Here is a 25,805-nt window from a genome sequence, read left to right on the forward strand (position 1 = left end):
CGCTGCCTCAACCACCGGCATCCGTGTGGGCATCGGCCCAGGTCTTCAACGCCTGCACGACCTCGGGCGGTGCTTGCACCAGCTCGATCAACACCCCCTCTCCGCTCACCGGAAACTCGTCGTTTCCCTTGGGATGGATGAAGCAAATATCGAAGCCGGCCGCGCCGCGGCGGATGCCGCCGGGGGCAAAACGCACGCCCTGGGCGCTGAGCCACTCGACCGCACGCGGCAGATCGTCCACCCACAGCCCGACGTGGTTGAGCGGAGTGGCGTGCACGGCGGGTTTCTTTTCGGGGTCGAGCGGCTGCATCAAATCGACCTCGACGGCAAACGGACCGGTGCCGATGGTGCAGATATCTTCATCGACGTTTTCACGCTCGCTGACGAAGTAACCGGTCACGGACAGGCCGAACAGCTCCACCCACAGGCGGCGCAAGCGTTGCTTGTCCAAGCCGCCGATGGCGATTTGCTGGATGCCCAGCACGCGGAACGGGCGCGCGCTCATCGCTCGAACTCCACGATCGGTTGATCGACCACCAGCGATTCGCCGGGGCGCGCCAGCACCTTGGCGACGACACCATCGGCGGCGGCAAAGAGAACGTTTTCCATCTTCATGGCCTCGATGACGGCAACCCGCTCGCCCGCCTGAATCTTTTGGCCGGGTTGCACCGCCACCTCCACCAACAGGCCCGGCATCGGCGACAGCACATAGCGGCTCATGTCCGGCGGCGCCTTGAAGGGCATGAGGCGATAGAGCTCGGCCATGCGCGGCGACACCACCAAACATTCGAGCTGTGTGCCATTGTGTTGAACCACCAGCGCCAGTGGGTTTTTCACCGTGCCGCGCTCGACCTGGGCGGTGAACGGTACGCCGTTGCACTCGCCATGGATGACGATATCGTTCAGACGCGACGGCGAGCTGATTTTGTACCGGCGCGCTTGCGCGCCCTCGCCCACCAGCACCGAGGCATAGCCGGTTTCGCCGACGAACTCGTCCACATGCACCGGGATGTAGCGGTGGCGGCCATCGGCGGCCAACTGGATGACGGTGTAGTCCTTGCCCACTTTGACGCCGTAGCCGGGCAACTGACCGCTGATGGCAGCCGCCCGCTCACGCGATTTGCGGCGCACGAAGGCCGCCAGCGCGACCAAAAAATCCGGATCGTCGTGGGGCACATCCTCCGCGCGGAAGCCGCGGCCGTAGTGCTGGGCGATGAAGCCGGTGTCGAAACGGCCCGCGACGAAGTCCGGATGCGACAGCAGCGCGGCTTGAAAAGGAATATTGCTGTTGATGCCGCGGATGACGAAACCGTTGAGGGCCTCGCGCATTTTGGCGATGGCCTCCGCCCGATCCCGGCCATGGACGATGAGCTTGGCGATCATCGAGTCGTAGTACATGGGGATTTCGCCACCCTCGAATACCCCGGTGTCCACCCGCACGCCATAGCGGTGCGCGGTGTCGGCCGCCCACATCGTCTCGGTGGGCGGCTTGAAGTGCACCAGCCGCCCGGTCGAAGGCAAGAAGTTGCGGAAGGGGTCTTCGGCGTTGATGCGGCATTCGATCGCCCAGCCTTCGCGCTTGACGTCGGCCTGCGTCAGCGGCAGCGGTTCGCCGGCGGCGATGCGAATCATCAGCTCGACCAAGTCCAGCCCGGTGATGCACTCGGTCACCGGGTGCTCCACCTGCAGCCGGGTGTTCATCTCCAGGAAGTAAAAGCTCTGGTCCTTGCCGACCACGAATTCCACCGTGCCGGCGCTTTGGTACTGCACGGCCCGGGCCAGCGCCACGGCCTGCTCGCCCATGGCGCGGCGGGTGGCGTCGCTGATGAAGGGGCTGGGCGCCTCCTCGATCACCTTTTGGTGGCGGCGCTGGATCGAACACTCCCGCTCGTTCAGATAAATGACATGGCCGTAGGCGTCGCCGAGCACTTGGATTTCGATGTGGCGCGGCTCCTCCACGAATTTTTCGATGAAGACGCGATCGTCACCGAAGCTGTTGCGCGCTTCGTTGCGGCACGAGGCAAAGCCGTCGAAGGCTTCCTTGTCGGTGAACGCCACGCGCAGACCCTTGCCGCCACCGCCGGCGCTGGCTTTGATCATGACGGGGTAGCCGATGCGGCGCGCGATCTCGACCGCCTGCTCGGGCGTGTCGATCGGGTCGTTCCAGCCGGGAATGGTGTTGACCCCTGCTGCTTGAGCGAGCTTCTTGGAGGCGATCTTGTCCCCCATTGCGGCGATGGAAGCGTGCTTCGGGCCGATGAAGACCAGCCCTTCTTCTTCCACGCGGCGTGCGAAGTCTTCGTTTTCGGACAAAAAGCCATAGCCGGGGTGAATCGCCTCGGCGCCAGTGGCTTTGGCTGCGGCGATGATCTTGTCGGCGAGCAGGTAGCTCTCGCGACTGGGCGCGGGTCCGATGCAGACGGCTTCGTCGGCCAGACGAACGTGGCGTGCCTCGCGGTCGGCCTCGGAATAAACGGCGACCGTTGCAATGCCCAGTTTGCGTGCCGTGGCGATGACGCGGCAGGCAATCTCGCCGCGGTTGGCAATCAGGATCTTCTTGAACACGGTGTGTATCCCCCCTGGCCTCACAGCGGAATGTTGCCGTGCTTGCGCCACGGATTGTCGAGCTTCTTGTCTTTGAGCATGACCAGACTGCGGCAGATGCGCTTGCGCGTTTCGTGCGGCAGGATCACGTCATCGATGTAGCCGCGCTCGGCCGCGACGAAGGGATTGGCAAAACGGCGTTTGTACTCGGCCTCGCGTTCGGCCAGCTTGGCCGGGTCTTTCTTGTCCTCGCGGAAGATGATCTCCACCGCGCCCTTGGCCCCCATGACCGCGATTTCGGCGTTGGGCCAGGCCAGGTTGACGTCGCCGCGCAGGTGCTTGGAGGCCATCACGTCGTAGGCGCCGCCGTAGGCCTTGCGGGTGATGACCGTGATTTTGGGCACGGTGGCTTCGGCGTACGCATACAGCAGCTTGGCGCCATGCTTGATGATGCCGCCGTACTCCTGCGCCGTGCCCGGCATGAAGCCGGGCACATCGACAAAGGTGATGACCGGGATGTGGAAGGCGTCGCAGAAGCGCACGAAGCGTGCCGCCTTGATGCTGCTCTTGATGTCCAGACAGCCGGCCAGCACCAGCGGCTGGTTGGCGACGATGCCCACCGTCTGCCCGTCCATGCGCGCGAAGCCGACGATGATGTTCTTGGCGTAGTCGGGCTGGATCTCGAAGAAGTCGCCGTCGTCGACCGTCTTCAAAATCAGCTCCTTCATGTCGTAGGGCTTATTCGGGTTGTCCGGCACCAGGGTGTCCAGGCTGAGTTCGGCGCGATCGATCGGATCGCCGCTGGGCCGCACCGGCGCTTTTTCACGATTGGACAACGGCAGGTAGTTGAACAGCCGGCGCACCATGAGCAGCGCCTCCACGTCGTTGTCGAACGCGCGGTCGGCCACTCCGCTGCGCGTGGTGTGGGTGGTGGCGCCACCCAGCTCCTCGGCGGTGACCTCTTCGTGGGTGACGGTCTTGACCACGTCCGGACCGGTGACGAACATGTACGAGGTGTCTTTGACCATGAAGATGAAGTCGGTCATGGCCGGCGAGTACACTGCCCCACCCGCACACGGGCCCATGATGACGCTGATCTGCGGGATCACCCCGGAGGCCAAGACATTGCGCTGGAACACTTCGGCATAGCCGCCCAATGATGCCACCCCTTCCTGGATGCGGGCGCCCCCGGAGTCGTTGAGGCCGATGACCGGCGCACCCACCTTCATCGCCTGGTCCATGATCTTGCAGATTTTCTCGGCGTGCGCCTCGGACAGGGCACCGCCAAACACGGTGAAGTCCTGGCTGAACACGAAGACCAGGCGGCCGTTGATCATTCCGTAGCCTGTGACGACGCCGTCACCCGGAATTTTTTGCTCCGCCATCCCGAAGTCGGTGCAGCGGTGTTCGACGAACATGTCCCACTCTTCGAACGTGCCTTCGTCGAGCAGCACTTCCAGGCGCTCGCGCGCGGTGAGTTTGCCCTTGGCATGTTGGGCATCGATGCGCTTTTGCCCGCCGCCCAGCCGGGCCGCGGCGCGCTTGCGCTCGAGTTGGTCGAGGATGTCTTGCATGGAAACTCCCGATGAATAAACAGAAAAAACCGCTGGGCCCAGCACCTTACTCAGCGCAATGGTGTCGATTCGAGGGATGTGCACGGCAGCCCCTGATCTGCCTGTGCATCCAAAAAGACGTGCAGTAACTCGCGCGCCGCCACGGAGGCCACCACACGCCCGGCCAGCACATCCTCGGTAAGCGCAGGCAGCCGCGCCCGCACAGCGGCGTGCTGGCCAAAGGCCTCGCGCAAACCCGCATCGATGCGCTCCCACATCCAGGCGGCGGCTTGGCGGCGCCGGCGCTCAGCCAGCGCGCCGTTGACCTCTTGCAGGTGGCGGTAGCGCTGCACCGCTTCCCAGAACGCCGCCACACCCTGGCCGGTGGCGGCGCTCAGCGTCAACACAGTGGGCTGCCAGCGCGGCATGGTCGGATCGTCGGCCATGGCGCGTCCGTGCAACCCCAACAGCCGCAGCGCCGAGGTGATCTGGGCCTGCGCGCGCGTGGCGGCGTCGGGGTCGAGGTCGGCCTTATTGATGACGATGAGATCGGCCAGCTCCATGATGCCCTTCTTGATCGCCTGCAAGTCGTCTCCGGCATTGGGCAGCTGCAGCACACAAAACAGGTCGGTCATGTCCGCCACCGCGGTCTCGCTCTGTCCTACCCCCACGGTTTCGACGATGACGACGTCGTAGCCTGCGGCTTCGCACACCAGCATCGCCTCGCGGGTCTTGGCCGCGACACCACCCAGTGTGCCGCCGCTGGGGCTGGGACGGATGAAGGCATGCTCGTGCACGGACAGCTTTTCCATGCGCGTCTTGTCGCCCAGGATGGACCCGCCGGAGACGCTGCTGCTCGGATCCACCGCTAATACCGCCACCCGGTGGCCCCGTTCGATGAGGTAGATGCCCAGCGCTTCGATGAAGGTGCTCTTGCCGACTCCGGGGACGCCGCTGATGCCCAGCCGAAACGCGCGCCCGGTGTGCGGCAGCAAGGTGTTGAGCAACGCGTCGGCTATGCGTCGGTGGTCGGTGCGGGTCGACTCCAGCAACGTGATCGCCTTGGCCATCGCACGGCGCTGCACGGTCCCTTGGCCGTGCAAAATGCCCTCGACCCAGGGCACAGCGCTCATGCAGCGGCTCCTCGCGTCAGCGCGGCGCGGATTTTTTCCAAAACGTCTTTGGCACTGGCGGGAATGGGTGTGCCCGGCCCGTAGATGCCCTGGACACCCGCCTGGTACAGAAACTTGTAGTCCTGGCGCGGAATGACGCCACCGACGAAGACGATGATGTCGTCCGCCCCTTGTTGGCGCAGCGCTTCGATGATGGCCGGCACCAGTGTTTTGTGGCCTGCTGCCAAGGTGCTGATGCCAACGGCGTGCACGTCGTTTTCGATCGCCTGACGTGCGCACTCCTCTGGCGTCTGGAACAGCGGCCCCATATCCACGTCGAAGCCCAAGTCGGCGTAGGCGGTGGCCACCACCTTGGCGCCGCGGTCGTGCCCGTCCTGACCCAGCTTGGCGATCATGACCCGCGGACGGCGCCCGAACTCTTGCGCGAAGGCTTCGACTTCCTGCTTGAGTTTTTCCCAGCCCTCGGCCGAGTCGTAGGCCGCGGCGTACACCCCGGTCACCTTTTGGGTGTCGGCGCGGTGTCGGCCAAACACTTTTTCCAGCGCGTCCGACACTTCACCCACCGTCGCACGCAGGCGCATGGCCTCGATCGACAGTGCCAGCAGATTGCCTTGGTCGGACGCCGCGCACGCGGTCAGCGCTTGCAGCGCATGCTGCACCGCCGCTTCGTCGCGGGTGGCGCGGATGCGCTGCAGGCGCGCGATTTGCGCCTCGCGTACTTTCATGTTGTCCACCTCCAGGATCTCGACCGGGTCTTCCTTGTCCAGGCGGTACTTGTTGACGCCGACGATGACATCTTTGCCCGAATCGATGCGCGCCTGCTTCTCGGCGGCGCTGGCCTCGATTTTGAGCTTGGCCCAGCCGCTGGCCACCGCGCGGGTCATGCCGCCCATCGCGTCCACTTCCTCGATGATGGCCCAGGCCTTGTCGGCCATTTGTTGCGTCAGCGCCTCCATCATGTAACTGCCCCCCCAGGGATCGACGACGCGCGTGATCTGGGTTTCCTCTTGCAGGATGAGCTGGGTGTTGCGCGCGATGCGGGCGCTGAACTCGGTGGGCAGGGCGATGGCCTCGTCGAATGAGTTGGTGTGCAGCGATTGGGTGCCACCGAACACAGCCGCCATCGCCTCGATGGTGGTGCGTACGATGTTGTTGTAGGGATCCTGCTCGGTCAGGCTCCAGCCGGACGTCTGGCAGTGGGTGCGCAGCATCAGGCTCTTGGGGTTTTTCGCGCCGAATCCCTTCATGATGCGGCACCACAGCAGCCGCGCGGCGCGCATTTTGGCGATTTCGAGATAGAAGTTCATCCCGATCGCCCAAAAAAACGACAGCCGCCCGGCGAAGTCGTCCACGTCCAGGCCCTTGGCCAGTGCCGTCTTGACGTACTCCTTGCCATCGGCCAGCGTGAAGGCCAGCTCCAATGCTTGGTTGGCACCAGCCTCCTGCATGTGGTAGCCGGAGATGCTGATCGAGTTGAACTTGGGCATGTGCCGCGCCGTGTACTCGATGATGTCGCCGATGATGCGCATCGAGGGTTCGGGCGGGTAGATGTAGGTGTTGCGGACCATGAACTCCTTGAGGATGTCGTTCTGAATGGTCCCCGAGAGCTGGTCCTGGCGCACCCCCTGTTCTTCGGCGGCGACGATGTAGCCGGCCAGTACCGGCAACACCGCCCCGTTCATCGTCATCGACACCGATACCTGGTCGAGCGGAATGCCGTCGAACAGGATTTTCATGTCTTCGACGCTGTCGATGGCCACACCGGCCTTGCCGACGTCGCCCACCACGCGCGGGTTGTCCGAGTCATAGCCGCGGTGGGTGGCCAGGTCGAAAGCGACGCTGACGCCTTGTGCGCCGGCGGCCAGCGCTTTGCGGTAGAAGGCGTTGGACTCCTCCGCGGTCGAAAAGCCCGCGTACTGGCGGATGGTCCAGGGGCGCACCGCGTACATCGTGGCCTGCGGACCGCGGATGAAGGGTTCAAAACCGGGCAGCGTGTCGGTGTATGGCAGGTCGCGGATGTCGGCCGCCGTATACAGCGGCTTGACAACGATGCCCTCGGGCGTCACCCAATTCAGTCGCTCCAGGGGCGCCCCCTTGAGCGACTGTCGGGCCGCGGCTTCCCAGTCGGCCAGGGTGTAGGTGCGGAATTCGGAGGTGGACATGGTGTTTGGCGGACAGCGACGAGGTGAGCGAGGCGGCCGCAGGCGGCGCCCATCGAATCGACCGCGTGCCGGCGTCGCGGATCGGCTGCGGCGCGTTTGCCGCGCCGGTGGCCGGCAACCGTGGCATCGACACGCTGGTGTAAGGCCAGAGTGTAACGCATTCATAATTATTGATGCGAAATGCATCACGCGGTATCATGCGAGTATGACAGCGGTTCCTTTGATGTCGCGTGCGCTTTACGAGGAAGTGGCGGAATGGCTGCGCCAGCGTATCTTCAACCGTGAATTGCCGCCGGGCGCCTGGATCGATGAGCTCAAGATCGCCGAGGAGCTGGGCATCAGCCGCACGCCGCTGCGCGAAGCGATCAAGGTGCTGGCCGCCGAGGGACTGGTGACGATGAAGGTGCGCCGCGGCGCCTACGTCACCGAAGTGTCGCCCCAGGATTTGCGTGAGGTCTATGAGGTGTTGGCCTTGCTGGAGGCCGATGCAGCCGAGGCCGCCTGTTGGCGCGCCACCGAGGCCGATCTGGCCGAGCTGGAACGTCTGCACACGGAGCTGGAGGCCGCCGCCGACCCGCACACCGGCTCACGCGAGCGTTTTTTCGAGTGCAACGAAGCGTTTCATTTGCGCATTCTGGATCTGGCGCAGAACCGCTGGCGCAAACAGCTGGTGCTCGATCTGCGCAAGGTCATGAAGCTCAACCGCCACGGGTCGCTGGCCAAGGAAGGGCGTATCGCCGAGTCGCTGGCCGAGCATCGAGCCATTTTGGATGCACTCAAACGCCGCGATGCGGCCGCAGCCGCGCAGGCCGTGCGCGTGCACTTTGCCAACGGGTTGCAGGCGGCGGTCTGACGGGTGCGCCGCGCCGGCGGCGCGCATCGCCCGCTGCGACGACGCACCCGGCGCGTCACTTGCCTGTGACCAGTGACCGCTCGAGGGCCTGGCGGGCCCGTTGCGCCACCTCGTGCGGCGGCAAGGACTTGAGCCGGTGGTCACTCCAGACCTGACGCCAGCGGCGCGCACCGGGCTGACCGTGGCGCAGGCCCAGCATGTGGCGTGCGATGGCGTACCAGCCGCCCGGCAGCGTCGGCGCGTGACGGGCCATATAGTCCACCAGGCGTGCCTCCACCGCGTCCCGATCCGCAGCGACGCCGTGCATCCCGAAGTAGCGCTCGTCCCACGACGCCAGCCACCACGGGTTGTGATAAGCCTGTCTGCCCACCATGACGCCATCGACGTGCCGCAAGTGTTCGGCCACCTGGGCGTCGGTGGTGACGCCGCCGTTGACGACGATGGTCAGATGCGGGAAATCGCGCTTGAGGCGGTACACGACCTCAACGCGCAGCGGGGGGACGGTACGGTTTTCGGCCGGACTCAAGCCATCGAGCCACGCGTTGCGGGCGTGCACGATGAAGACCGCACAACCGGCCTCGGCCACGGCACCGACGAAATCGCGCACGAAGGCGTAGTCTTGCACGCGGTCGATGCCGATGCGGTGCTTGACCGTCACGGGAATCTGCACGGCATCGCGCATGGCGCGCACGCATTGGGCCACCAGGGTGGGGTGTTCCATCAGACAGGCGCCGAACGCACCACGCTGCACGCGCGGGCTGGGGCAGCCACAATTGAGGTTGATTTCATCGTAGCCCCAGGCCTCGCCGATGCGCGCGCACACCGCCAATTCGCGCGCGTCGTTGCCGCCGAGCTGCAGCGCCACCGGGTGCTCGATGGGATCGAACGCCAACAGGCGCCGCGCGTCCCCGTGCAGCAGCGCACCGGTGGTGACCATTTCGGTGTAGAGCCGAGCGCAACGCGTCAACTGCCGGTGCAGCCAGCGGCAGTGGCGATCGGTCCACTCCATCATCGGCGCCACACTCAGGCGCCATGGGTTGGCGCTGGACGCCGTCAAGGCGGTGCTCGGCGTAGGCGGTGCAGAGGCGGGGGCATTGGCGCTCACGCCCCGATTATCGCCGAGGGCCGCTTTCGCGCCGCAGCCACGGCCGCATCGGGCGGCGCGCCGCCGTGCGGCGTCGTGGCGCACCGGTGCCCCACAGCCAGACAGCTGGACAGCCGGGCCACGCGCGGGGCGGTGCGCGCATTTCACGCAGCGGCGCAGTGGGCCCGCCCCCGCGCCTGCGCGCTCGCTGCGGGCATCAGCCCATGTGCAGGCCGCCGTTGATCGAAAAGTCGGCCCCGGTGGCAAAGCCGGCGTCGTCGCTTGCCAGCCAGGCCACGATGGAGGCGATTTCGCGCGGCTCGCCCAGACGCTTGACCGGAATTTGGGCGACGATTTTTTCCAGCACGTCCGGACGGATGGCCTTGACCATATCGGTGGCGATGTAGCCCGGGCTGACGGTGTTGACCGTGATGCCTTTGGAGGCGAGTTCTTGCGCCAACGCCATCGTGAAGCCGTGCATGCCCGCCTTGGCCGCCGAGTAGTTGGTTTGCCCGGCTTGGCCCTTTTCCCCGTTGACCGACGAGATTTGGATGATGCGGCCCCAGCCCCGTTCGATCATGTCCGGCACCACCTGCTTGGTGACGTTGAACATCGAGGTCAGGTTGGTGTTGATGACCGCATCCCAGTCCTCTTTCGTCATCTTGACGAAGAGGCGATCGCGCGTGATGCCGGCATTGTTGACCAGCACGTCGATGGGCCCGTGCTCGGCTTTGGCCTTGGAAAAGGCTTGCACGACGCTGTCCCAGTCAGCCACGTTGCCGACGCTGGCGTAGAAGGTATAGCCGAGCGCTTTTTGCTCATCCAGCCATTTTTGATAGTCCCGCGTGGGGCCGCAGCCAGCGATGACCTTGAACCCGGCTTTGTACAGGGCCTGGCAGATGGCGGTGCCGATGCCGCCCATGCCGCCGGTGACGTATGCGACGCGTTGCTGACTCATGAGAGACTCCTCCGTCTGGGTGGTGGGTTGAAAAACGATACGCGGTGTGGCTTGGCTGCGACGACGGCTACTGCGCGGCTCGGGCCCTGCCAGAATGCGCCGCCGAGCGGGCGCCTCAGCGCTCCACGCACAGGGACACCCCCATGCCGCCGCCAATGCACAGCGCCGCCAAACCTTTCTTGGCGTTGCGCCGCTGCATCTCGTGCAGCAAGGTGACCAAAATGCGGCAGCCCGACGCTCCGATCGGGTGCCCCAGCGCGATGGCGCCGCCGTTGACATTGACTTTTTGCGGATCGATACCGAGCACTTGGTTGACCGCGCAAGCCTGAGCGGCGAAGGCTTCGTTGAGTTCGAATAGATCGACATCGGCCACCGACCAGCCAGCGCGCGCCAGGGCCTTTTGCGAGGCCGACACCGGACCCATACCCATGATCGCTGGATCGAGTCCGCTGGTGCCGAAACTGGCGATGCGTGCGAGCACCGGCAGGCCGAGCTCGGCCGCCTTGCGCGCCGACGTCACCATCACGGCGGCTGCCCCGTCGTTGATGCCGCTGGCATTGCCCGCCGTCACGGTGCCCGCTTTGTCGAACGCTGGCTTGAGTCCGGCCAGCGCCTCGGCGCTGGTTTTGCGATTGAGGTATTCGTCGGTGTCGAACACCAATGGGTCACCCTTGCGTTGCGGAATCGTCACCGGGACGATTTCGTCTTTGAATTTACCGGCATCTTGCGCGGCAGCGGCTTTTTGCTGGCTGGCCAGGGCGAAGGCGTCTTGCATCTCGCGCGTGATGCCGTGCGCTTTGGCCACGTTTTCCGCGGTGATGCCCATATGGTACTGGTTGTAGACGTCCCACAGGCCATCGACGATCATCGAATCGATCATCTTCCAGTCGCCCATGCGCTGCCCCTCACGGCTGCCCATGAGCACATGCGGCGCTAGGCTCATGTTCTCTTGCCCGCCGGCGATGACGATTTCGCTGTCGCCCCAGGCCACGGCTTGTGCCGCCAGCATCACGGCTTTGAGGCCCGAGCCGCAGACGGCGTTGATGGTGAGGGCCGGGGTTTCCTTGGGCACGCCGGCTTTCATGGCGGCCTGGCGGGCCGGATTTTGGCCGCAGCCGGCTGCCAGCACCTGCCCCATGATGACCTCGCCCACTTGCGCGGCGGGCACCCCGGTGCGCTCCAGCAGCGCGCGGATGACGGTGGCGCCGAGCTCGGTGGCCGGGGTTTTGGACAAGGTGCCGCCGAAGCGGCCGATGGCGGTGCGCACGGCGCCCACGATGACGATGTCTTGCATGACGACTCCTCGAACGAAAAAGATGTGGGGAGAACCCCGCCGCAAGCGGGTATGTGGTTGACGCTCAAACGGTGCTGCCGCCCTTGACCATGGTGGCCAACGCCGCCTCGGCCGATACCTTGACATAGCGGCCGGGGGCCGGCTCGATGGGCTTGTAGCGCCGGTTGCCGGGGCTGCGCGGGGCTTTGACCCACCCACCGCCATGACCAGCCAACCAGGGTGCCCAGTCGGTCCACCAACTACCGCGCTGCTCGGTGGCGGTGGCCAGCCAGTCGTCCCAACGCTCGGGAAAGTGTTGTGCCGGGCCGGTCCAGAAACTGCGCTTGCCTTTGGAGGCCGGGTTGATGACGCCCGCGATGTGGCCCGAGGCCCCCATGACGAAACGCATCGGCCCGCCCAGGTGGCGGGTGGTGGCATAGGCGCCGCCGATGGGGACGATGTGGTCCTCGCGCGAGCCGTAGATGTACGCAGGGATGTCGATGGCCCCCAGGTCGAGCGGGACGCCACAGACGGTGAGCTGGCCGGGCTGACAAAGCTCGTTTTGCAGATAGAGGTGACGCAGATACCAGGCGTAGTAGCGACCGGGCAAGTTGGTGCTGTCGCTGTTCCAGTACAGCAGGTCAAACGGCGGCGGCGACTCGCCCTTGAGGTAGTTGCCCACCACGTAGTTCCACACCAGGTCGTTGGGACGCAGGAAGCTGAAGGTGGTGGCGAGCTCGCGCCCGGGAAGGATGCCGCCGTTGATGAACTGCAGCTCGCGAAAGCGCACGAAGGCCTCGTCGATGAAGACGTCCAACACCCCGGTGTCGCTGAAGTCGAGCAACGTGGTCAAAAACGTGACGCTTTCGACCTTGCGCTGGCCGCGCGCCGCCAGCACCGCCAGCGCGGTGCCCAGCATCGTGCCGCCGACGCAAAAGCCCAGTGTATTGATGGTGTCGCAGCGACCGATGTCGCGCACCACGTCGATGGCCTGAATCACCGCCTGCTCGATGTAGTCGTCCCAGGTGGCCTGGGCCAGCGTGGCGTCGGGGTTGCGCCAACTCATCACGAAAGTGCGATGCCCCTGCTCGACTGCGTAGCGCAGAAAGGAATTGTCGGGCTGGAGATCGAGGATGTAGTACTTGTTGATGCACGGCGGCACGACCAAAAAGGGACGCTCGTACACCTGCGGCGTCAGCGGCTTGTATTCGATGAGCTGAAACAGTGCGTTTTCGAACACCACCTGCCCCTCGGTGGTGGCGACGTTGCGCCCCACCTCGAAGGCGCTGTGGTCGGTCATCGACACGAAACCCTGCTGCATGTCCTTGAGCAGGTTTTGCACCCCTTTGGCAATGCTTTCGCCTTGGGTTTCGATGGCTCGGCGCTGCGCTTCGGCGTTGAAGGCCCAAAAATTGCTGGGCGCACTGGCATCGATCCACTGCTGCACCGCAAATCGGATGCGCGCACGCGTTTTGGCGTCACCCTGCACCGCGTCAGCCATGCGCATCAGCGTGCGGGCGTTGAGCAAATACAGCGCCGCACTGAAGGCCGCCACCGGGTTGCGCGCCCAGGCCTCGTCGGCAAAACGGCGGTCGTCGCGCGGCGGCTGCACTTGCCAGCCCTGTTGCCACAGCTGCGTGATTTCGTTCAGGTAGTCGCGTTGAATCTCGGCCCAGGCTTGCGGCTCCAGGGTCACACCCTGCCCTGCCGTTTGACGAAACAGGTCTGACAGCACGCTGGCGCTTGCCCACTGCGGGGGCATGCCCGACGCCTCTGCCGACGCCGCGGCATGAGGCCACGTCTGTGCGGCCTGCGTCCACAACCGTAGCGCCTGCTGCGACCATTCGGCCCACGCCGCCATCGGATCGGTTGGGCGGGATTGCGTCATGCGTTGTCTCCTTGGATTCCCTGTCGTTACCATCGTAACGCAGATGAATGCCAGTATCGTGACAATGTCACCTGCGTTGCCGCAAACCGTAGCGCCGCTGCCATGGCGGATGGCGCGACGATGACGATTCTGTGTCTGCGACCGCGGGCAGTGTCACGCACGATCCGTCCGTGACGCTGACAACCTACCCTCGCGCATGGAGACGATACGATGTACCTGGTGTTGATCGCGTGGGGCTATGTGGTGCTGATGATGGCCGTGGCCGAAGCCATGAGTCCGGCGGGCAGCATCCTGGGTGCCATCGGGACTGCGCTGGCCTACGGTGTGTTGCCGATGGCCTTGGTGGCCTATATCGCGGGCAGCCCGCTGCGCCGCCGCGCGCGCCAGCGGGCTGAACGGCCAATGACCGCGGGGGCGGCGGCCTCAACGCCGCCAGATGACGGCGGCCATACGCCCGCTGCTGCCGAAGACGACCGCGTCGCGCCGGTGCGAGAAAAACCGTGACGGTTGGCTGGCGGTGCACCACGACGCGGTGCCGTCGTTACCCAAGATATGCTCGAACCCCAGCCGCCGCAGACGCCGGCGCGCCAGCGCCGGCAGATCCGCCAGCCAGCGCTCGGGGTCGCGGGGCGACGGCGCAAACGCATCCGCGTCGTCGGCGTGCGCGCCAACGAAGGCGGCGCGCACCTCCGGCCCCACCTCGAAATGTCGCGGGCCGATGCCAGCACCGATCCAGACCACCGTCGCGCGGCGCGCCGCGGCGCTGCGCACCGCTGGCCACGTTTGCACCAGAGCCTCCAGAATCCCCTGCCCGTCTGCTCCCGCCAGGCCGCGCCAGCCGGCGTGCACGGCCGCCACCGAGGCTGCCCCGGGTGCTGCGAACAGCAGTGGCAGGCAGTCCGCGACCAGCACGGTGCAGGCTACCTGATCGTCCGTGGTCCAGCAGGCATCGGCTGGCACGCCGTCGGGTGTGTGGCGGTCGATGGGCACCACGGTGCAACCATGCACTTGGCGCAAGTACACCGGGCGCACACCCAAGGCGCCGGCCAGCCGCGCGCGGTTGGCCGCGACCGCGGCGGCGTCGTCGCCCACGTGGTCACCCAGGTTCAAGGATGCCCACGGCCCTTGCGAGACGCCGCCGGCGCGGCCAGTCATGCCTGCGCAGATCGCATGGCCCAACTCCGCGGTCAATGTGAACAAGGCGTCTGGCGCAGCCCCCACCGTCTTGCCGGGCATGGACGACTCATCGGCGGTTGCGTCGGTGGTTGGGGCCATGGCGAAACGGGCAAGCTGGCGTGCTGGCACCGGCTTCATTCGGCGTCCGGACAGCGCGCGGGATGGGCGCGCTGGAAGGCGTCGAGCGCCATGCAACGCTCATAGACGGCCAGCGTCAACGGGACGTCCAGATCCTCGACGCGCAAGCCAAAGCGTTGGCCGTTGACGATTTGCGGCACCAGACAGCAGTCGGCCAAGGTGGGCGTGTCGCCATACGAGTAGATCGACGGTGGTAGGCCCGCGCGTGCGCGTTCCTCGGCCAGTTGCTGCAGCCGCCGTTCGTAGTGCCGCAGCCCTTCGCGCACCCAATGGTTGTACCAGGTGGTGCGTTGCGCCTCGTCCAGCCCGAGTGGGCCCGCCAGATACTTGAGCACGCGCAGATTGTTGAGCGGATGAATCTCGCAGGCCACGGTCTGCGCCAGCGCCCGCACGCGCGCACGCCCCAAGGGATCGCGCGGCATCAGCGGCGGCTCGGGGTGGGTTTCGTCCAGGTATTCGATGATGGCCATCGACTGGCTCAGCAGCGCATGGTCGGGGTCGCCCTCGACGTCGAGCAGCGGCACCAACGAGTCTGGGCTCAGCGCACGATAGGCCGCGCCGTGTTGCTCGCCCTTGGCCAAGTGGACCGGCACGTAGTCATAGGACAAACCTTTGAGGTTGAGCGCAATGCGCACCCGAAACGAGGTGCCGGAGCGGAAATAGTTGTACAGCTTCATGGAAGGAGTTACCCAGTCGATGGCGCAGCGGTGCCCCGGAGCGAAGCGGCTTGGCCGCGCGCTGGCCGCACCACCTCGCGCGCTCGTCTCCGCGTCGGCATGGCCCTCTGTCCGCGCGGGGCCACCGCGCAGGGCCCGCATACGGTGGGGGGCCGACGCGGATCGGAAAACGAGGCGTAGGCTGCAAGTCTAGCCGGTTAGCCAGTGTGTGGCCTCATGCGTTTAGCCAGCAACCGTACTGCGCCGGTGCCGTCGGCGCGCCTACGCAGCGTGGCCGCGCAGGCCTACTCGCCGCCTGCCGCGACGGCATCGGCATGGCACGGTCGACGCCGCGCAGCGTACACTTGTGGTCCTGGTCGGCGGCGTTGCGCACGCGCTGACGGTGCGGGGCTGGTAGCCCCTTTCGCGAAGCGGCGCCGCTGCCCCCCGCGTTGCCTCGTCCCTCACTGGAGATCCGATTCATGCTCACCCGCCGTTGCCTGCTGCGTTGTGGCGCCACCGCTGCGTTGGCTTCCCCCGCGTTGATCGGTTTCGCGCAGAGTTCCGTGACGCTGAAATTCCACACTTTCATGTCGCCGACGTCCAACGTTTGGTTGAACATGCACAAGGCGTGGATGGACAAGGTCGAAAAAGACTCGGGCGGTCGCATCAAATTCGAAGCCTACCCAGCGATGCAGCTGGGCGGCTCGCCGGTGCAGCTGTACGACCAGGCCAAGGACGGCGTCGTCGACATCGTCTGGACACTGCCGGGCAACACGCCGGGGCGTTTTCCGCGCACCGAAGTGTTCGAGCTGCCCTTCATGATGACCAACGCCGAGGCCACATCCAAGGCGTTTTGGGAGTACGTTCAAACCAAAGCGGCCGATGAATACCGCGATATCCACCCGATCGCGTTCCAGGTGCACGGCCCCGGGATGTTTCACGTCAAGACGCGCCTGATCACGCAGCCTGACGATTTGCGCGGCCTGAAGATGCGCGGCCCGACGCGCCAGATCACCAAGATGCTGGGGTATTTGGGCGCCACGCCGGTGGGCATGCCATTGCCGCAGATTCCCGATGCCTTGTCCAAGGGTGTGATCGACGGCTGCGTCATTCCGTGGGAAGTGGTGCCGTCGGTCAAGGTGCATGAGCTGGTCAGCAACCACAGCGAGTTCGATCCCAAGGGCGGCGCACTGTACACGACAACCTTCGTGATGGGCATGAACAAGGCGCGCTATGAGTCGCTGCCGCCGGATCTCAAGCGCGTCATCGACGCCAATTCCGGCCTGGAGACGTCGGCCTTCCTGGGGCGCGTCCAGCAAGCCGGTGATGCGCCGGCGCGTAAACTCGCCGTCGAACGTGGCAATCGCATCCACACCATCGGACTGGCCGAGGCGCAGGAGTTCCGTCGCCGCGCGCGCGTGGCGGAGGCCGAGTGGGTGCAGGAGATGGACAAGCGCGGCTTCAACGGCCGCGATCTGTTGGAGACGGCGCGTAAGCTGATCGAAAAGCACACCAAAGCGTGAGATGTGCCCCTGCCGGCGGCGTGCCGCCGCCGGCTGCGTACCTGCGTACACTTGTGGGATGCCTCGCGATTCCATCCGGTTCTGCCGCGCTTGCGCCACTGCCGTCGAGTACCGTGTGCCCGACGACGGCGATACGCGCGTGCGCGCCGTCTGTCCGGCCTGTGGCACCATCCACTACGAAAATCCGCTCAACGTCGTCGGCACGGTGCCGTATTGGGGTGCCGATGGCGCACAGGTGCTGCTGTGTCGGCGCGCCATCGAGCCGCGGCGCGGCAAGTGGACGCTGCCTGCCGGCTTCATGGAATTGGGGGAAACCACCGCCGAGGGAGCGGTGCGCGAAACCCAGGAAGAAGCGGGCGCACACATTGCGCTGGAGGGGTTGTTTACCCTGCTGAACGTGGCCCGGGTGGGCCAGGTGCACATTTACTACCGCGCGCGCTTGTTGAGCGACCGTTTCGCACCCGGTCACGAAACACTCGAGGCGCGCCTCTTTCACGAGCACGAAATCCCCTGGGAGGAGCTGGCGTTTCGCACCGTGCAGGAGACGCTGCGCCGCTACTTCGACGATCGCCGCCGCGGGCATTTCGGGGTGCACACGGCCGACATTGCGTGAGCCGCCGCGGTGCAGAAAACCCGGGTGCGTCTGCGTTGGGGAACGCGCCCGCGCAACGCAATCGACGCCAACGGTGTAGCGTGTCTTCTGCGCGACGGGCGCGGCACTACTGGCCGCAATGCGGAACCCCGGGTGGCACGCGTTGCTCCGCGTCGGCCTGCGGCGGCTCAGCTGAACAAGCGGCGCGCCGCCGGTGACCCAGCCGGCAGCTCGTGCGCCTGCAGCGTTTCGTACAACCGATCCAATTCCTGCCCTATACGATCGAGGGCGGCACCATCGAGCGGCTGGCCGCTGTCGTCGCCGACCCAGCCATCCATGGCCTCGGCCAGCGCCGTCGCCAACTCGCGCAAGCGCTCGAACGGCCGTTCGTTGGCCGGCACGTGCGGCACTTCCAGCACCAGCCGCACCTCACGCAACACCGCCAGCTCCGGGTCCTCGGCCAGCGCGGCCTGGGTTTCGAGCTGCAACACCAGTAAGGGGGCGGCACCGGGCTCGCTCGACGGCCACACCATGCGCCCGGGCAGCGCACCCGCCACGAAACCCAGCCGGCTGGCGTGCTGCGCGACGTAGCCGGGGCTCCAGGCGGCGCGGCGCGCACGCACCGTTAGCGCCAACTGCACATCGTGCGCGGCAGCAAACTGGTCGAGCGCGCGCGCGCGTTGCACCACCGCCAACATGTCGGGCGGATCGCCCGCAGCCAGCCAGTGTTCGCACCAGTCGTGCAGTTTCTGTATGAACTCCGAATACTCGATTTCGTTGAGGGCGCCGGCCCGATTGGCGAGCTGAATACCAGCGCGCAGCGCACCGTAACGCTGCCCGGGCATCAGCGTCTGCCAGTCGGCCTGGGGCCCGCCGCCGGCCTGATCGCTGGGCTGCTCCGCTTGCAGCGGCACGCCTTCGACGACAAAGGGCTTGGAGCCGATGCGCCGGCTGCCGGGCAGCACCGACCATACCGCCTCGGCTGTCACCGGCTTGTCCAGGCGCAAGGTCACGATGGCGTCGAGCCGCTCATCGAGCACCGCTGGGGCGGCGTGTGTCACGGAAGCCGGCAGCGGTGCGTCCAGCGTCGGCTCTCGACGCGGGGGTGGCTCGGGGCCCATCACCGCGGGCGCGTCGCCATCGGCGCGGCGCGGGCTCAGGCGCTTGACCTGCCAGCGGTAATAGGCCCAAATGGCCAGCAACACGACGACGCCGGCCACCAGCAAGGCCAACTGTAACGAGGACATCATGAGGCGGCATTGTCCATCAGCGCGACCGCTTCGGCCAGATCGACCGCCACGACGCGCGACACCCCTTGCTCCTGCATCGTCACCCCGATGAGTTGCTCGGCCATCTCCATCGCAATGCGGTTGTGACTGATGAAGAGGAACTGCGTGTCGCGGCTCATGCGGGTGACCAGCCGCGCATAACGCTCGGTGTTGGCGTCGTCCAGCGGCGCATCGACTTCGTCGAGCAGGCAAAACGGCGCCGGGTTGAGCTGGAAGATGGCGAACACCAAGGCGATGGCGGTCAGCGCCTTTTCCCCGCCGGACAGCAGGTGGATGGTCTGGTTGCGTTTGCCGGGGGGCTGCGCCATCACCTGCACGCCGGCGTCGAGGATTTCTTCGCCGGTCATGATCAGACGCGCCTGGCCGCCGCCGAACAATTCGGGAAACATTTGCCCAAAGTGCGCGTTGACGGTATCGAAGGTGTGTGCCAGCAGCGCGCGCGTTTCGGCGTCGATTTTGCGGATGGCGTCTTCCAGGGTCTGAATGGCCTGCTGCAGATCGCGTGACTGGCTCGACAAAAACTGCTCGCGCTCGCGCGCAGCGGCCAATTCTTCCAGCGCCGCCAGGTTGACCGCCCCCAGCGCGGCGACCTCGCGCTGCAGGCGCTCGATTTCGGCCGGCAGGCTGGCGGCGCGCACGCCGTCTTCGGCCACACTGTGCTGCACGGCGCTCAGGTCGGCTCCGGCCTCGGCGAGCTGATGACTGTACTGGTCCAGGGCGAGCTGCGCGGCTTGCTCCTTGAGCTGGCACTCCGTGATGCGCGCGCGCAGCGGCTCGAGCTCGCGCTCCAGACGCAGGCGTTGCTCGTCAGCGGTGCGCAGGCGCGCCGTCAACTCGTCGTAGCGGCTGCGCGCAGCGGCCAAAGCGGCCTCGCGGTGCTGACGCCCCTGCAGCGCCTGCTGTAACGCCGCGTCGGTTTCGTCGTCATGACGTTGCGCCAACTCCTGCTGGAGCTGCTCGGCCTCTGCGTGTAGGCGGGCGAGCTGCTCGGCGGCCGTTTCGACCTGCCGCAACAGCTCGGCGCGCCGCGCCGCCAGCGTGCGCTGGCCGAAACGCGCCTCCTGCGCCCGCCGCTCGGCGGCGCGCCACTGCTCTCGCGCCGCGTCGCGCTCGGCGGCCGCGCGCGCGGCACGTTCTTCGGCGTGGCGCAGGTGCATCTGCAGGTCGGCCAGCTGGAGGTCCAACGCTTCGAAAGCCAGCTCACTTTGCACGCGCCGCTCCTGCAGCGCCTCGATGTGCGCCTGCACTTCCTGCAGATCCTGCGCCAGCCGCTGCTGGTGTTGGCGCGCCTGTTCGGCCAACTGCTCGCCTTTGAGCACCTCGAGCTGCAAGGTGTGGCGGCGCTGCTGCCACTGCGCCGCCTCGCGCCGCCACTGCTGCACCTGCTGGGTGAGCTGGTGTACCTGCGCTTCGGCGCGCTGAGCGCGTTCGCGCGCGTCTTCGTGCAGCAGCTCGTGCGCACGCCATTGGCGCTGGAGGTCGTCGATTTCATGCGCGCGCGCCAGCATCCCCGACTGGGGGTCGTCGGCCGCGTAAAAGCTCACGTCGTGCCGGCCCACGCTGTGCCCCTGCGGGGTGTAGAGCCGTTGCCCGGCCCGCAGCGCGCTGCGCCAGCGCAAGGCGGTGGGCAGGTCCGCCGCGCACAGGCAGCCGTCCAGCCAGTCGCTCAAGACGGCATACAGCTCGGCATCGTGCAGGCGCAATCGCTGCAGCAACGGCACGGCACTCGGATCGGGCGGCGATGCAGCGGCAGCGCGCGCATGGCCCTCGCCCGCAGCCCAGAAGGCCAGTTTGACCGGTGGCGCCGTGCGTTGCAGGCTGGCCAATCCATCGAGCCGTTGCACCCGCAACGCCCGCAAGCGTTCACGCAAGGCGGCTTCGATGGCGGTCTCCCAGCCGGGTTCGACGTCGAGCACCCGCCACAACGCCGCCAAGCCTTCCAGCCCCTGTGCTTGCAACCAGGGCTGCAAGCGCTCGTCCGCGGCCAGCCGATCTTGCAGCGCCTGCAACGCCTGCAAGCGGGCGCGAATCTCGGCGCCGCGCCGCGCTTGATCGCGTTCGTGCTGTTGGGCCTGCGTCCAGGCGACCTGCGCGGCCGGCAGGGCCTGCTCGGCATCGTGCAGGCGGGCCTGGGCGTCGGCCCAAGCCGCCTCGGCGGCGGCAAGCGCCTGGCGCTGCTGCTGCAAATGCGGCCCATCGGGGCTTTCGATGTGGCGCTGTTCGGCGCGCAGGCGCTCCTCGCGCTGCCGCCACTGGCGCAGTTGCTCGTCCAAGGCGCGTTGCTCGGCTGCCTGCACCCCCAGCGCCTGCTGCGCCTGGGCGACGCGCTCGCGCTGCGCGGCCCAGTGTGCCTGGGCCTGAGCAGCGGCTTCCTCCAGCGCCGGCAGACGCTGCGCGTGCTCCTCCATCTGGGCGGCGAGCAGCTCGGCTTCTTCGGCCGAGGCGGCCTCCTGTTCATCGAGTTGCGACAGTGCCTGCGCTGCTTGCTCGGCCCGCCCCTGCCAGTCCTGCAGCTGCTGACCCAAAGCCTGCAGCCGCTGCTCGGCGCGTTGGCGGCCTTCGGCGGCGAAGCGCAGCTGCGCTTGCAGGCGCGCCACCTCGGCACCGATGTCGTAGACCTGAGCCTGCGCCCGATTGACCGCTTCACCAGCGTCGTAGTGGCTCTGACGCAGCGCCTCCACGTCGGCTTCGACCGCCCGCAACGCGGCCAGCCGCTCCTGCAGCGCATTGAGCGCCTGCAGCCCCTGCGCGCGCACCGCTTCAAGCTGAGCGCTGGCTTCCTCGCGTTTGAGCCACCAAAACTGCTGCTGGCGCCGCGCTATCAGGCGCTGCAAATCGTGGTAACGCTGCGCCACCGCGGCTTGCTGCTCGAGTCGTTGCAATTGGGCCTCGAGTTCGCCCAAAATATCCTCGACTCGCGTCAGGTTGTCGCGTGTGTCGGCCAGGCGCGCTGCCGTTTCCTTGCGTCGCTCTTTGTATTTGGACACGCCCGCCGCCTCTTCCAAAAACAGGCGCAGTTCCTCCGGGCGACTTTCGATGATGCGGCTGATCGTGCCCTGCCCGATGATGGCGTAGGCGCGCGGCCCCAAGCCCGTGCCCAGGAACACGTCGTGCACGTCGCGCCGCCGCACCGGCTGGTTGTTGATGGCGTAGCTGCTGGTGCCGTCGCGCGTGAGTACCCGCCGCACGGAGATTTCGGCGTATTGGTTCCACGGCCCGCCGGCGCGCCGCGCACTGTTGTCGAACACCAGTTCGACACTGGCGCGCTGGGCGGGCTTGCGCTGCGCGCTGCCGTTGAAGATGACGTCCTGCATGGACTCGCCACGCAGCTCGCTGGCACGCGACTCGCCCAGCACCCAGCGCACGGCGTCCATGATGTTGGATTTGCCGCAGCCATTGGGGCCGACCACCCCCACCCGCTGCCCAGGCAAGTGCAGCGTGGTGGGTTCGGCGAACGATTTGAAGCCGGAGAGTTTGATCGTCTGCAGTCGCACGGGGCGCTAGTTTACGGGGCGCCCCGCGCGGCGCGTGCGCTGGCATGAGCCGACCGTGCAGCGCCCCGAGCGCAGCCATTACCATTGCACCCCGTGGACGACGCCAATCACCTCCCCTTGAACCCCTTGCTGCAGCGGCTGCAGCCCTATCCGTTCGAGCGCCTGCGGGCACTGTTGGCCGGTGTGGTACCCGAGCCGCAGTGGCGCCCCATCAACCTCGGCATCGGCGAGCCCCGTCACCCCACCCCAGCGGTGCTCAAAGACGCCTTGCACGCGGCCATCGAGCGCACCGACGCCGGTCTGGCGGTCTACCCGGCCACGGCGGGCACGACGGCTCTGCGCCAGGCCTGCGCGCGCTGGGTGCAGCGGCGCTACGGCGTCACACTCGACCCCGACACCCAGGTACTGCCCACGCTGGGCTCGCGCGAGGCGCTGTTTGCGCTGGCGCAGGTGGTGATCGACCCGCGCGCCTTCGCCACGGGCGAAGAGCCCGTCGTCGTTTGCCCCAATCCGTTCTACCAGATTTACGAGGGCGCGGCGCTCCTGGCCGGCGCCCAGCCGTGGTATGCGCCCTGCGATCCGGCGCGCAACTTCGCCGTCGATTGGGACCGCGTGCCCGCGTCCGTGTGGGCGCGCACCCGGCTGCTGTATGCCTGCTCTCCGGGCAATCCGACCGGTGCGGTGATGCCGCTGGCCGAGTGGGAGCGACTGTTCGCGCTCAGCGACCGCTACGGCTTCGTCATCGCCAGCGACGAGTGCTACAGCGAGATCTACTTCCGTGACGAGCCGCCCCTGGGGGCCTTGCAGGCTGCCCAGCTACTTGGCCGATCTGGGTTCGAGCGCTTGATCGTCCTGACCAGCCTGTCCAAGCGCAGCAATGCGCCTGGCCTGCGCTCGGGCTTCGTCGCCGGGGACGCCAAGCTCATCCGCGCCTTCACGCTCTACCGCACCTATCACGGCAGCGCCATGAGCGTGGCGGTGCAGCAAGCCAGCGCCGCCGCCTGGGACGACGAAGCGCACGTGCAGGCCAATCGCGCGCAATACCGCGAGAAGTTCGAGCGCGTCACGCCGCTGCTGGCGCAAGTGCTGGACGTGCGCCTGCCCGACGCTGGGTTTTATCTGTGGGCAGGCGTGCCCGGAGGCGATGACCTGGCCTTCGCGCGCGCCCTCCATGCCCACTACAATGTCACGGTATTGCCGGGCCGGTTCTTGGCGCGCGATGTCGATGGCCGCAATCCCGGGGCCGGACGCGTGCGCCTGGCGCTGGTGGCCGAGCTCGACGAATGCCTGGAAGCGGCTGAGCGCATCGTCCGTTTCGTGCGTACCGCATCCGCTTCGTCTCCCGCTTCTTAATTTTCAACCGTCATGACGCAACAGTTGCAGCAAATCATCGAAAACGCCTGGGACAACCGCGTCCAACTGTCGCCCGGCAACGCCCCGCAGGAAGTCATCGACGCCGTCGAACACGTCATCGACGAGCTCAACACCGGCCGCCTGCGCGTGGCGACCCGTCATGGGGTGGGTCAGTGGACGGTGCATCAGTGGATCAAGAAGGCGGTGTTGCTGAGCTTTCGCCTGCACGACAACGAACTCATGCGCGCCGGGGACTTGGCCTTCTACGACAAGGTCAAGACCAAATTCGCGCATCTGACGCCGCAAGAAATGGCAGCGGCCGGGGTACGCGTGGTGCCGCCCGCCGTCGCTCGCCGCGGCAGCTACATTGCACGCGGCGCCATCCTCATGCCATCCTACGTCAACATCGGTGCCTATGTCGATGAAGGCACGATGGTGGACACTTGGGCCACGGTGGGCTCGTGTGCCCAGGTCGGCAAGAACGTGCATCTGTCGGGCGGTGTGGGCCTGGGCGGCGTACTCGAGCCACTGCAGGCCAACCCCACCATCATCGAGGACAACTGCTTTATCGGGGCGCGCTCCGAAATCGTCGAAGGCGTCATCGTCGAGGAGAACTCGGTCATCTCGATGGGGGTCTATATCGGCCAGAGTACGCCGATCTACGACCGCACCACCGGTGAGATCCTGTACGGCCGGGTGCCAGCGGGCTCGGTCGTCATCAGCGGCAGTCTGCCCAAGGAAGGCGGCAAATACAGCCTGTATGCAGCCATCATCGTCAAACGCGTGGACGCGCAGACGCGCGCCAAAACCAGCCTCAATGAACTGCTGCGCGACTGAGGCGACGCCGCGGCCAAACGGGCGGCGGCCGCGTGTGGGCACGATGGCGCTCGCGCAGCATCGGGGGGCTGCGCGCGGGCAGGCTTGCCACGAAAACGGGGTGTCGCCATGGGCGTGATGGAGCAGCTGCTGCGTTTGATGGCCGAGCGCCACGCCTCCGATATCTATCTGTCGGCGTCGTCACCCGTGCTGATCAAAATCAACGGGGTCACGCAACCGGTCAACGACAAGCCGCTGCCAGCCGACGGGCCGTACCGCTTGTTGGCCGAAGTCGTCAGCGCCGAGCAGTTGCGCACCTTCGACCAGACGGGGGAGCTCAACATCGCCATCCCGATGCCCGACGTGGGGCGTTTTCGCATCAGTGCCATGCGCCAACGCGGCACCTGCGCCGTCGTGGTGCGCTTCATCAGCGGACGGATCCCGGCGGTATCGGAACTTGGCATTCCGCCGGTGCTCACGCGCATGATCATGGCCAAGCGCGGCCTGATGCTGGTGGTGGGGGCCACGGGTTCCGGCAAAAGCACCACACTCGCTGCCCTGCTCGATCACCGCAACGCCAACGACTGCTGCCACATCCTCACCATCGAAGATCCGATCGAGTATCTGTTCAAGAACAAAAAGGCGGTGGTCAACCAGCGCGAGGTCGGCAACGATACCGAGTCGCTGCACACCGCGCTGAAAAACGCATTGCGGCAGGCGCCCGACGTGATCCTGATCGGTGAGATCCGGGACCGCGAGACGATGTCGCACGCCATCGCCTACGCCCAGTCCGGGCATTTGGTCCTGGCCACCCTGCACGCCAACAACAGCTACCAAGCGCTCAACCGCATCCTGAACTTCTATCCGGCCGAAGTGCGCCCGACCATGCTCAACGACTTGGCCTCGTCGCTGCGTGCCATCGTCTCGCAGCGCTTGCTGCGCACGGTCGACGGCGGGCGCACGCCGGCGGTGGAAGTCCTGGTCAACACCCGCCTGATCAGCGAATTGATCGAAAAAGCGGATTTTTTTGGCGTGCGCGAGGCACTGGAAAAATCGATGGCGGAGGAGTCGCAGACGTTCGAGGCCGATTTGGCGCGGCTGATCCTGTCGGGACGCATCACGCGCGAAGAAGGTCTGGCCTACGCCGACTCGCCCACCAACCTCTTGTGGCGCCTGCAAAACGACGACCGTGCCCGCGCCGCGGCTGCTTCCGCCGCCGCGCACGGTCCCGCCGCCGAGCCCGGTCAAGGCGGTGGGCCGTCGTTCGAGGGCTTTTTGCCGCCCCAGTCCTGACGCGGCACCTTGCATCGACGCTTT

Annotated in this window: 21 protein-coding genes; 8 read left to right on the forward strand and 13 right to left on the reverse strand. The window is 66.5% G+C overall.

The genetic code is table 11. From position 1 onward, the window contains the following. Positions 1-7 precede the first annotated feature (7 nt). From Tchar_RS02205 to scpA, 5 genes are read right to left on the reverse strand one after another with little or no spacing between them, the layout of a single operon-like run. The gene (locus tag Tchar_RS02205; RefSeq protein WP_144327466.1) at positions 8-505 is read right to left on the reverse strand and encodes a VOC family protein; all 498 of its coding nucleotides are present in this window, start codon (positions 503-505) and stop codon (positions 8-10) included. Continuing rightward, complete coding sequence (gene accC / locus Tchar_RS02210; protein WP_144327467.1) at positions 502-2,565, reverse strand: acetyl-CoA carboxylase biotin carboxylase subunit; 2,064 nt, start codon at positions 2,563-2,565, stop codon at positions 502-504. The genes Tchar_RS02205 and accC overlap by 4 nt, the downstream gene beginning before the upstream one ends. 20 nt (positions 2,566-2,585) lie before the next feature. After that, a complete protein-coding gene (locus Tchar_RS02215; protein WP_144327468.1) occupies positions 2,586-4,118 on the reverse strand; it encodes an acyl-CoA carboxylase subunit beta in 1,533 nt (510 codons plus the stop codon). 50 nt (positions 4,119-4,168) lie between these two features. Continuing rightward, positions 4,169-5,230: a methylmalonyl Co-A mutase-associated GTPase MeaB gene (gene meaB / locus Tchar_RS02220; protein ID WP_144327469.1), complete on the reverse strand. Its 1,062-nt coding sequence runs from the start codon at positions 5,228-5,230 to the stop codon at positions 4,169-4,171. After that, positions 5,227-7,392: a methylmalonyl-CoA mutase gene (scpA, locus tag Tchar_RS02225; RefSeq protein ID WP_144327470.1), complete on the reverse strand. Its 2,166-nt coding sequence runs from the start codon at positions 7,390-7,392 to the stop codon at positions 5,227-5,229. Before scpA ends, meaB begins: the two co-directional genes overlap by 4 nt. A gap of 5 nt (positions 7,393-7,397) precedes the next feature. On the opposite strand from scpA, the gene Tchar_RS13695 reads away from it, so the two are divergent. Then, the gene (locus Tchar_RS13695; RefSeq protein WP_161595430.1) at positions 7,398-7,535 is read left to right on the forward strand and encodes a hypothetical protein; all 138 of its coding nucleotides are present in this window, start codon (positions 7,398-7,400) and stop codon (positions 7,533-7,535) included. A 62-nt stretch (positions 7,536-7,597) separates the two neighbouring features. Continuing rightward, complete coding sequence (locus Tchar_RS02230) at positions 7,598-8,245, forward strand: GntR family transcriptional regulator (RefSeq protein ID WP_144327471.1); 648 nt, start codon at positions 7,598-7,600, stop codon at positions 8,243-8,245. Positions 8,246-8,300: 55 nt separating this feature from the next. Here Tchar_RS02230 and dusA read toward each other — a convergent pair whose 3' ends face one another. From dusA to phaC, 4 genes are all read right to left on the reverse strand, one after another. Further along, complete coding sequence (gene dusA, locus Tchar_RS02235) at positions 8,301-9,302, reverse strand: tRNA dihydrouridine(20/20a) synthase DusA (RefSeq protein WP_144327512.1); 1,002 nt, start codon at positions 9,300-9,302, stop codon at positions 8,301-8,303. Between the two features lie 244 nt (positions 9,303-9,546). After that, positions 9,547-10,287 carry an acetoacetyl-CoA reductase gene (gene phbB, locus Tchar_RS02240; protein WP_144327472.1) on the reverse strand — a complete coding sequence of 247 codons (741 nt, stop codon included), beginning with the start codon at positions 10,285-10,287 and terminating at the stop codon, positions 9,547-9,549. Between the two features lie 115 nt (positions 10,288-10,402). Next, a complete protein-coding gene (locus tag Tchar_RS02245) occupies positions 10,403-11,581 on the reverse strand; it encodes an acetyl-CoA C-acetyltransferase (RefSeq protein ID WP_144327473.1) in 1,179 nt (392 codons plus the stop codon). 64 nt (positions 11,582-11,645) lie between these two features. Then, positions 11,646-13,448, reverse strand: a complete 1,803-nt coding sequence (gene phaC / locus Tchar_RS02250; protein ID WP_144327474.1) for a class I poly(R)-hydroxyalkanoic acid synthase — start codon at positions 13,446-13,448, stop codon at positions 11,646-11,648. 210 nt (positions 13,449-13,658) lie between these two features. Between phaC and Tchar_RS02255 the strand changes: the two genes are divergently transcribed. After that, entirely contained in the window at positions 13,659-13,952 is a 294-nt protein-coding gene (locus tag Tchar_RS02255; RefSeq protein WP_144327475.1) for a hypothetical protein, read from the forward strand. Here Tchar_RS02255 and pgeF read toward each other — a convergent pair. Next, positions 13,872-14,723 (reverse strand): peptidoglycan editing factor PgeF, encoded by an 852-nt coding sequence (pgeF, locus tag Tchar_RS02260; protein WP_236640113.1) that lies wholly within the window; start codon positions 14,721-14,723, stop codon positions 13,872-13,874. The two genes, Tchar_RS02255 and pgeF, sit on opposite strands and share 81 nt — an antisense overlap. A 35-nt stretch (positions 14,724-14,758) precedes the next feature. Further along, the gene (gene maiA / locus Tchar_RS02265; protein WP_144327476.1) at positions 14,759-15,439 is read right to left on the reverse strand and encodes a maleylacetoacetate isomerase; all 681 of its coding nucleotides are present in this window, start codon (positions 15,437-15,439) and stop codon (positions 14,759-14,761) included. A gap of 461 nt (positions 15,440-15,900) precedes the next feature. On the opposite strand from maiA, the gene Tchar_RS02270 reads away from it, so the two are divergent. Both Tchar_RS02270 and Tchar_RS02275 read left to right on the forward strand, forming a co-directional pair. Further along, entirely contained in the window at positions 15,901-16,944 is a 1,044-nt protein-coding gene (locus tag Tchar_RS02270; protein ID WP_144327477.1) for a TRAP transporter substrate-binding protein, read from the forward strand. A 58-nt stretch (positions 16,945-17,002) separates the two neighbouring features. After that, on the forward strand, positions 17,003-17,557 hold the full coding sequence (locus tag Tchar_RS02275) for an NUDIX hydrolase (RefSeq protein ID WP_144327478.1): 555 nt from the start codon (positions 17,003-17,005) through the stop codon (positions 17,555-17,557). 167 nt (positions 17,558-17,724) lie between these two features. On the opposite strand, the gene Tchar_RS02280 is transcribed toward Tchar_RS02275, so the two are convergent. Together Tchar_RS02280 and smc are read right to left on the reverse strand one after the other, a co-directional pair. Next, on the reverse strand, positions 17,725-18,786 hold the full coding sequence (locus tag Tchar_RS02280; RefSeq protein ID WP_236640115.1) for a cell division protein ZipA C-terminal FtsZ-binding domain-containing protein: 1,062 nt from the start codon (positions 18,784-18,786) through the stop codon (positions 17,725-17,727). Then, positions 18,783-22,319: a chromosome segregation protein SMC gene (smc, locus tag Tchar_RS02285; RefSeq protein WP_144327479.1), complete on the reverse strand. Its 3,537-nt coding sequence runs from the start codon at positions 22,317-22,319 to the stop codon at positions 18,783-18,785. The genes Tchar_RS02280 and smc overlap by 4 nt, the downstream gene beginning before the upstream one ends. Positions 22,320-22,436: 117 nt before the next feature. On the opposite strand from smc, the gene dapC reads away from it, so the two are divergent. From dapC to Tchar_RS02300, 3 genes are all read left to right on the forward strand, one after another. Continuing rightward, entirely contained in the window at positions 22,437-23,672 is a 1,236-nt protein-coding gene (dapC, locus tag Tchar_RS02290) for a succinyldiaminopimelate transaminase (protein WP_144327515.1), read from the forward strand. Positions 23,673-23,684: 12 nt separating this feature from the next. Continuing rightward, complete coding sequence (gene dapD / locus Tchar_RS02295; protein WP_144327480.1) at positions 23,685-24,509, forward strand: 2,3,4,5-tetrahydropyridine-2,6-dicarboxylate N-succinyltransferase; 825 nt, start codon at positions 23,685-23,687, stop codon at positions 24,507-24,509. A gap of 108 nt (positions 24,510-24,617) precedes the next feature. Then, complete coding sequence (locus Tchar_RS02300) at positions 24,618-25,781, forward strand: PilT/PilU family type 4a pilus ATPase (protein ID WP_144327481.1); 1,164 nt, start codon at positions 24,618-24,620, stop codon at positions 25,779-25,781. The last annotated feature ends 24 nt before the right edge of the window (positions 25,782-25,805 follow it).

Source organism: Tepidimonas charontis (assembly GCF_007556685.1).
GTDB classification, from domain to species: domain Bacteria; phylum Pseudomonadota; class Gammaproteobacteria; order Burkholderiales; family Burkholderiaceae_C; genus Tepidimonas; species Tepidimonas charontis.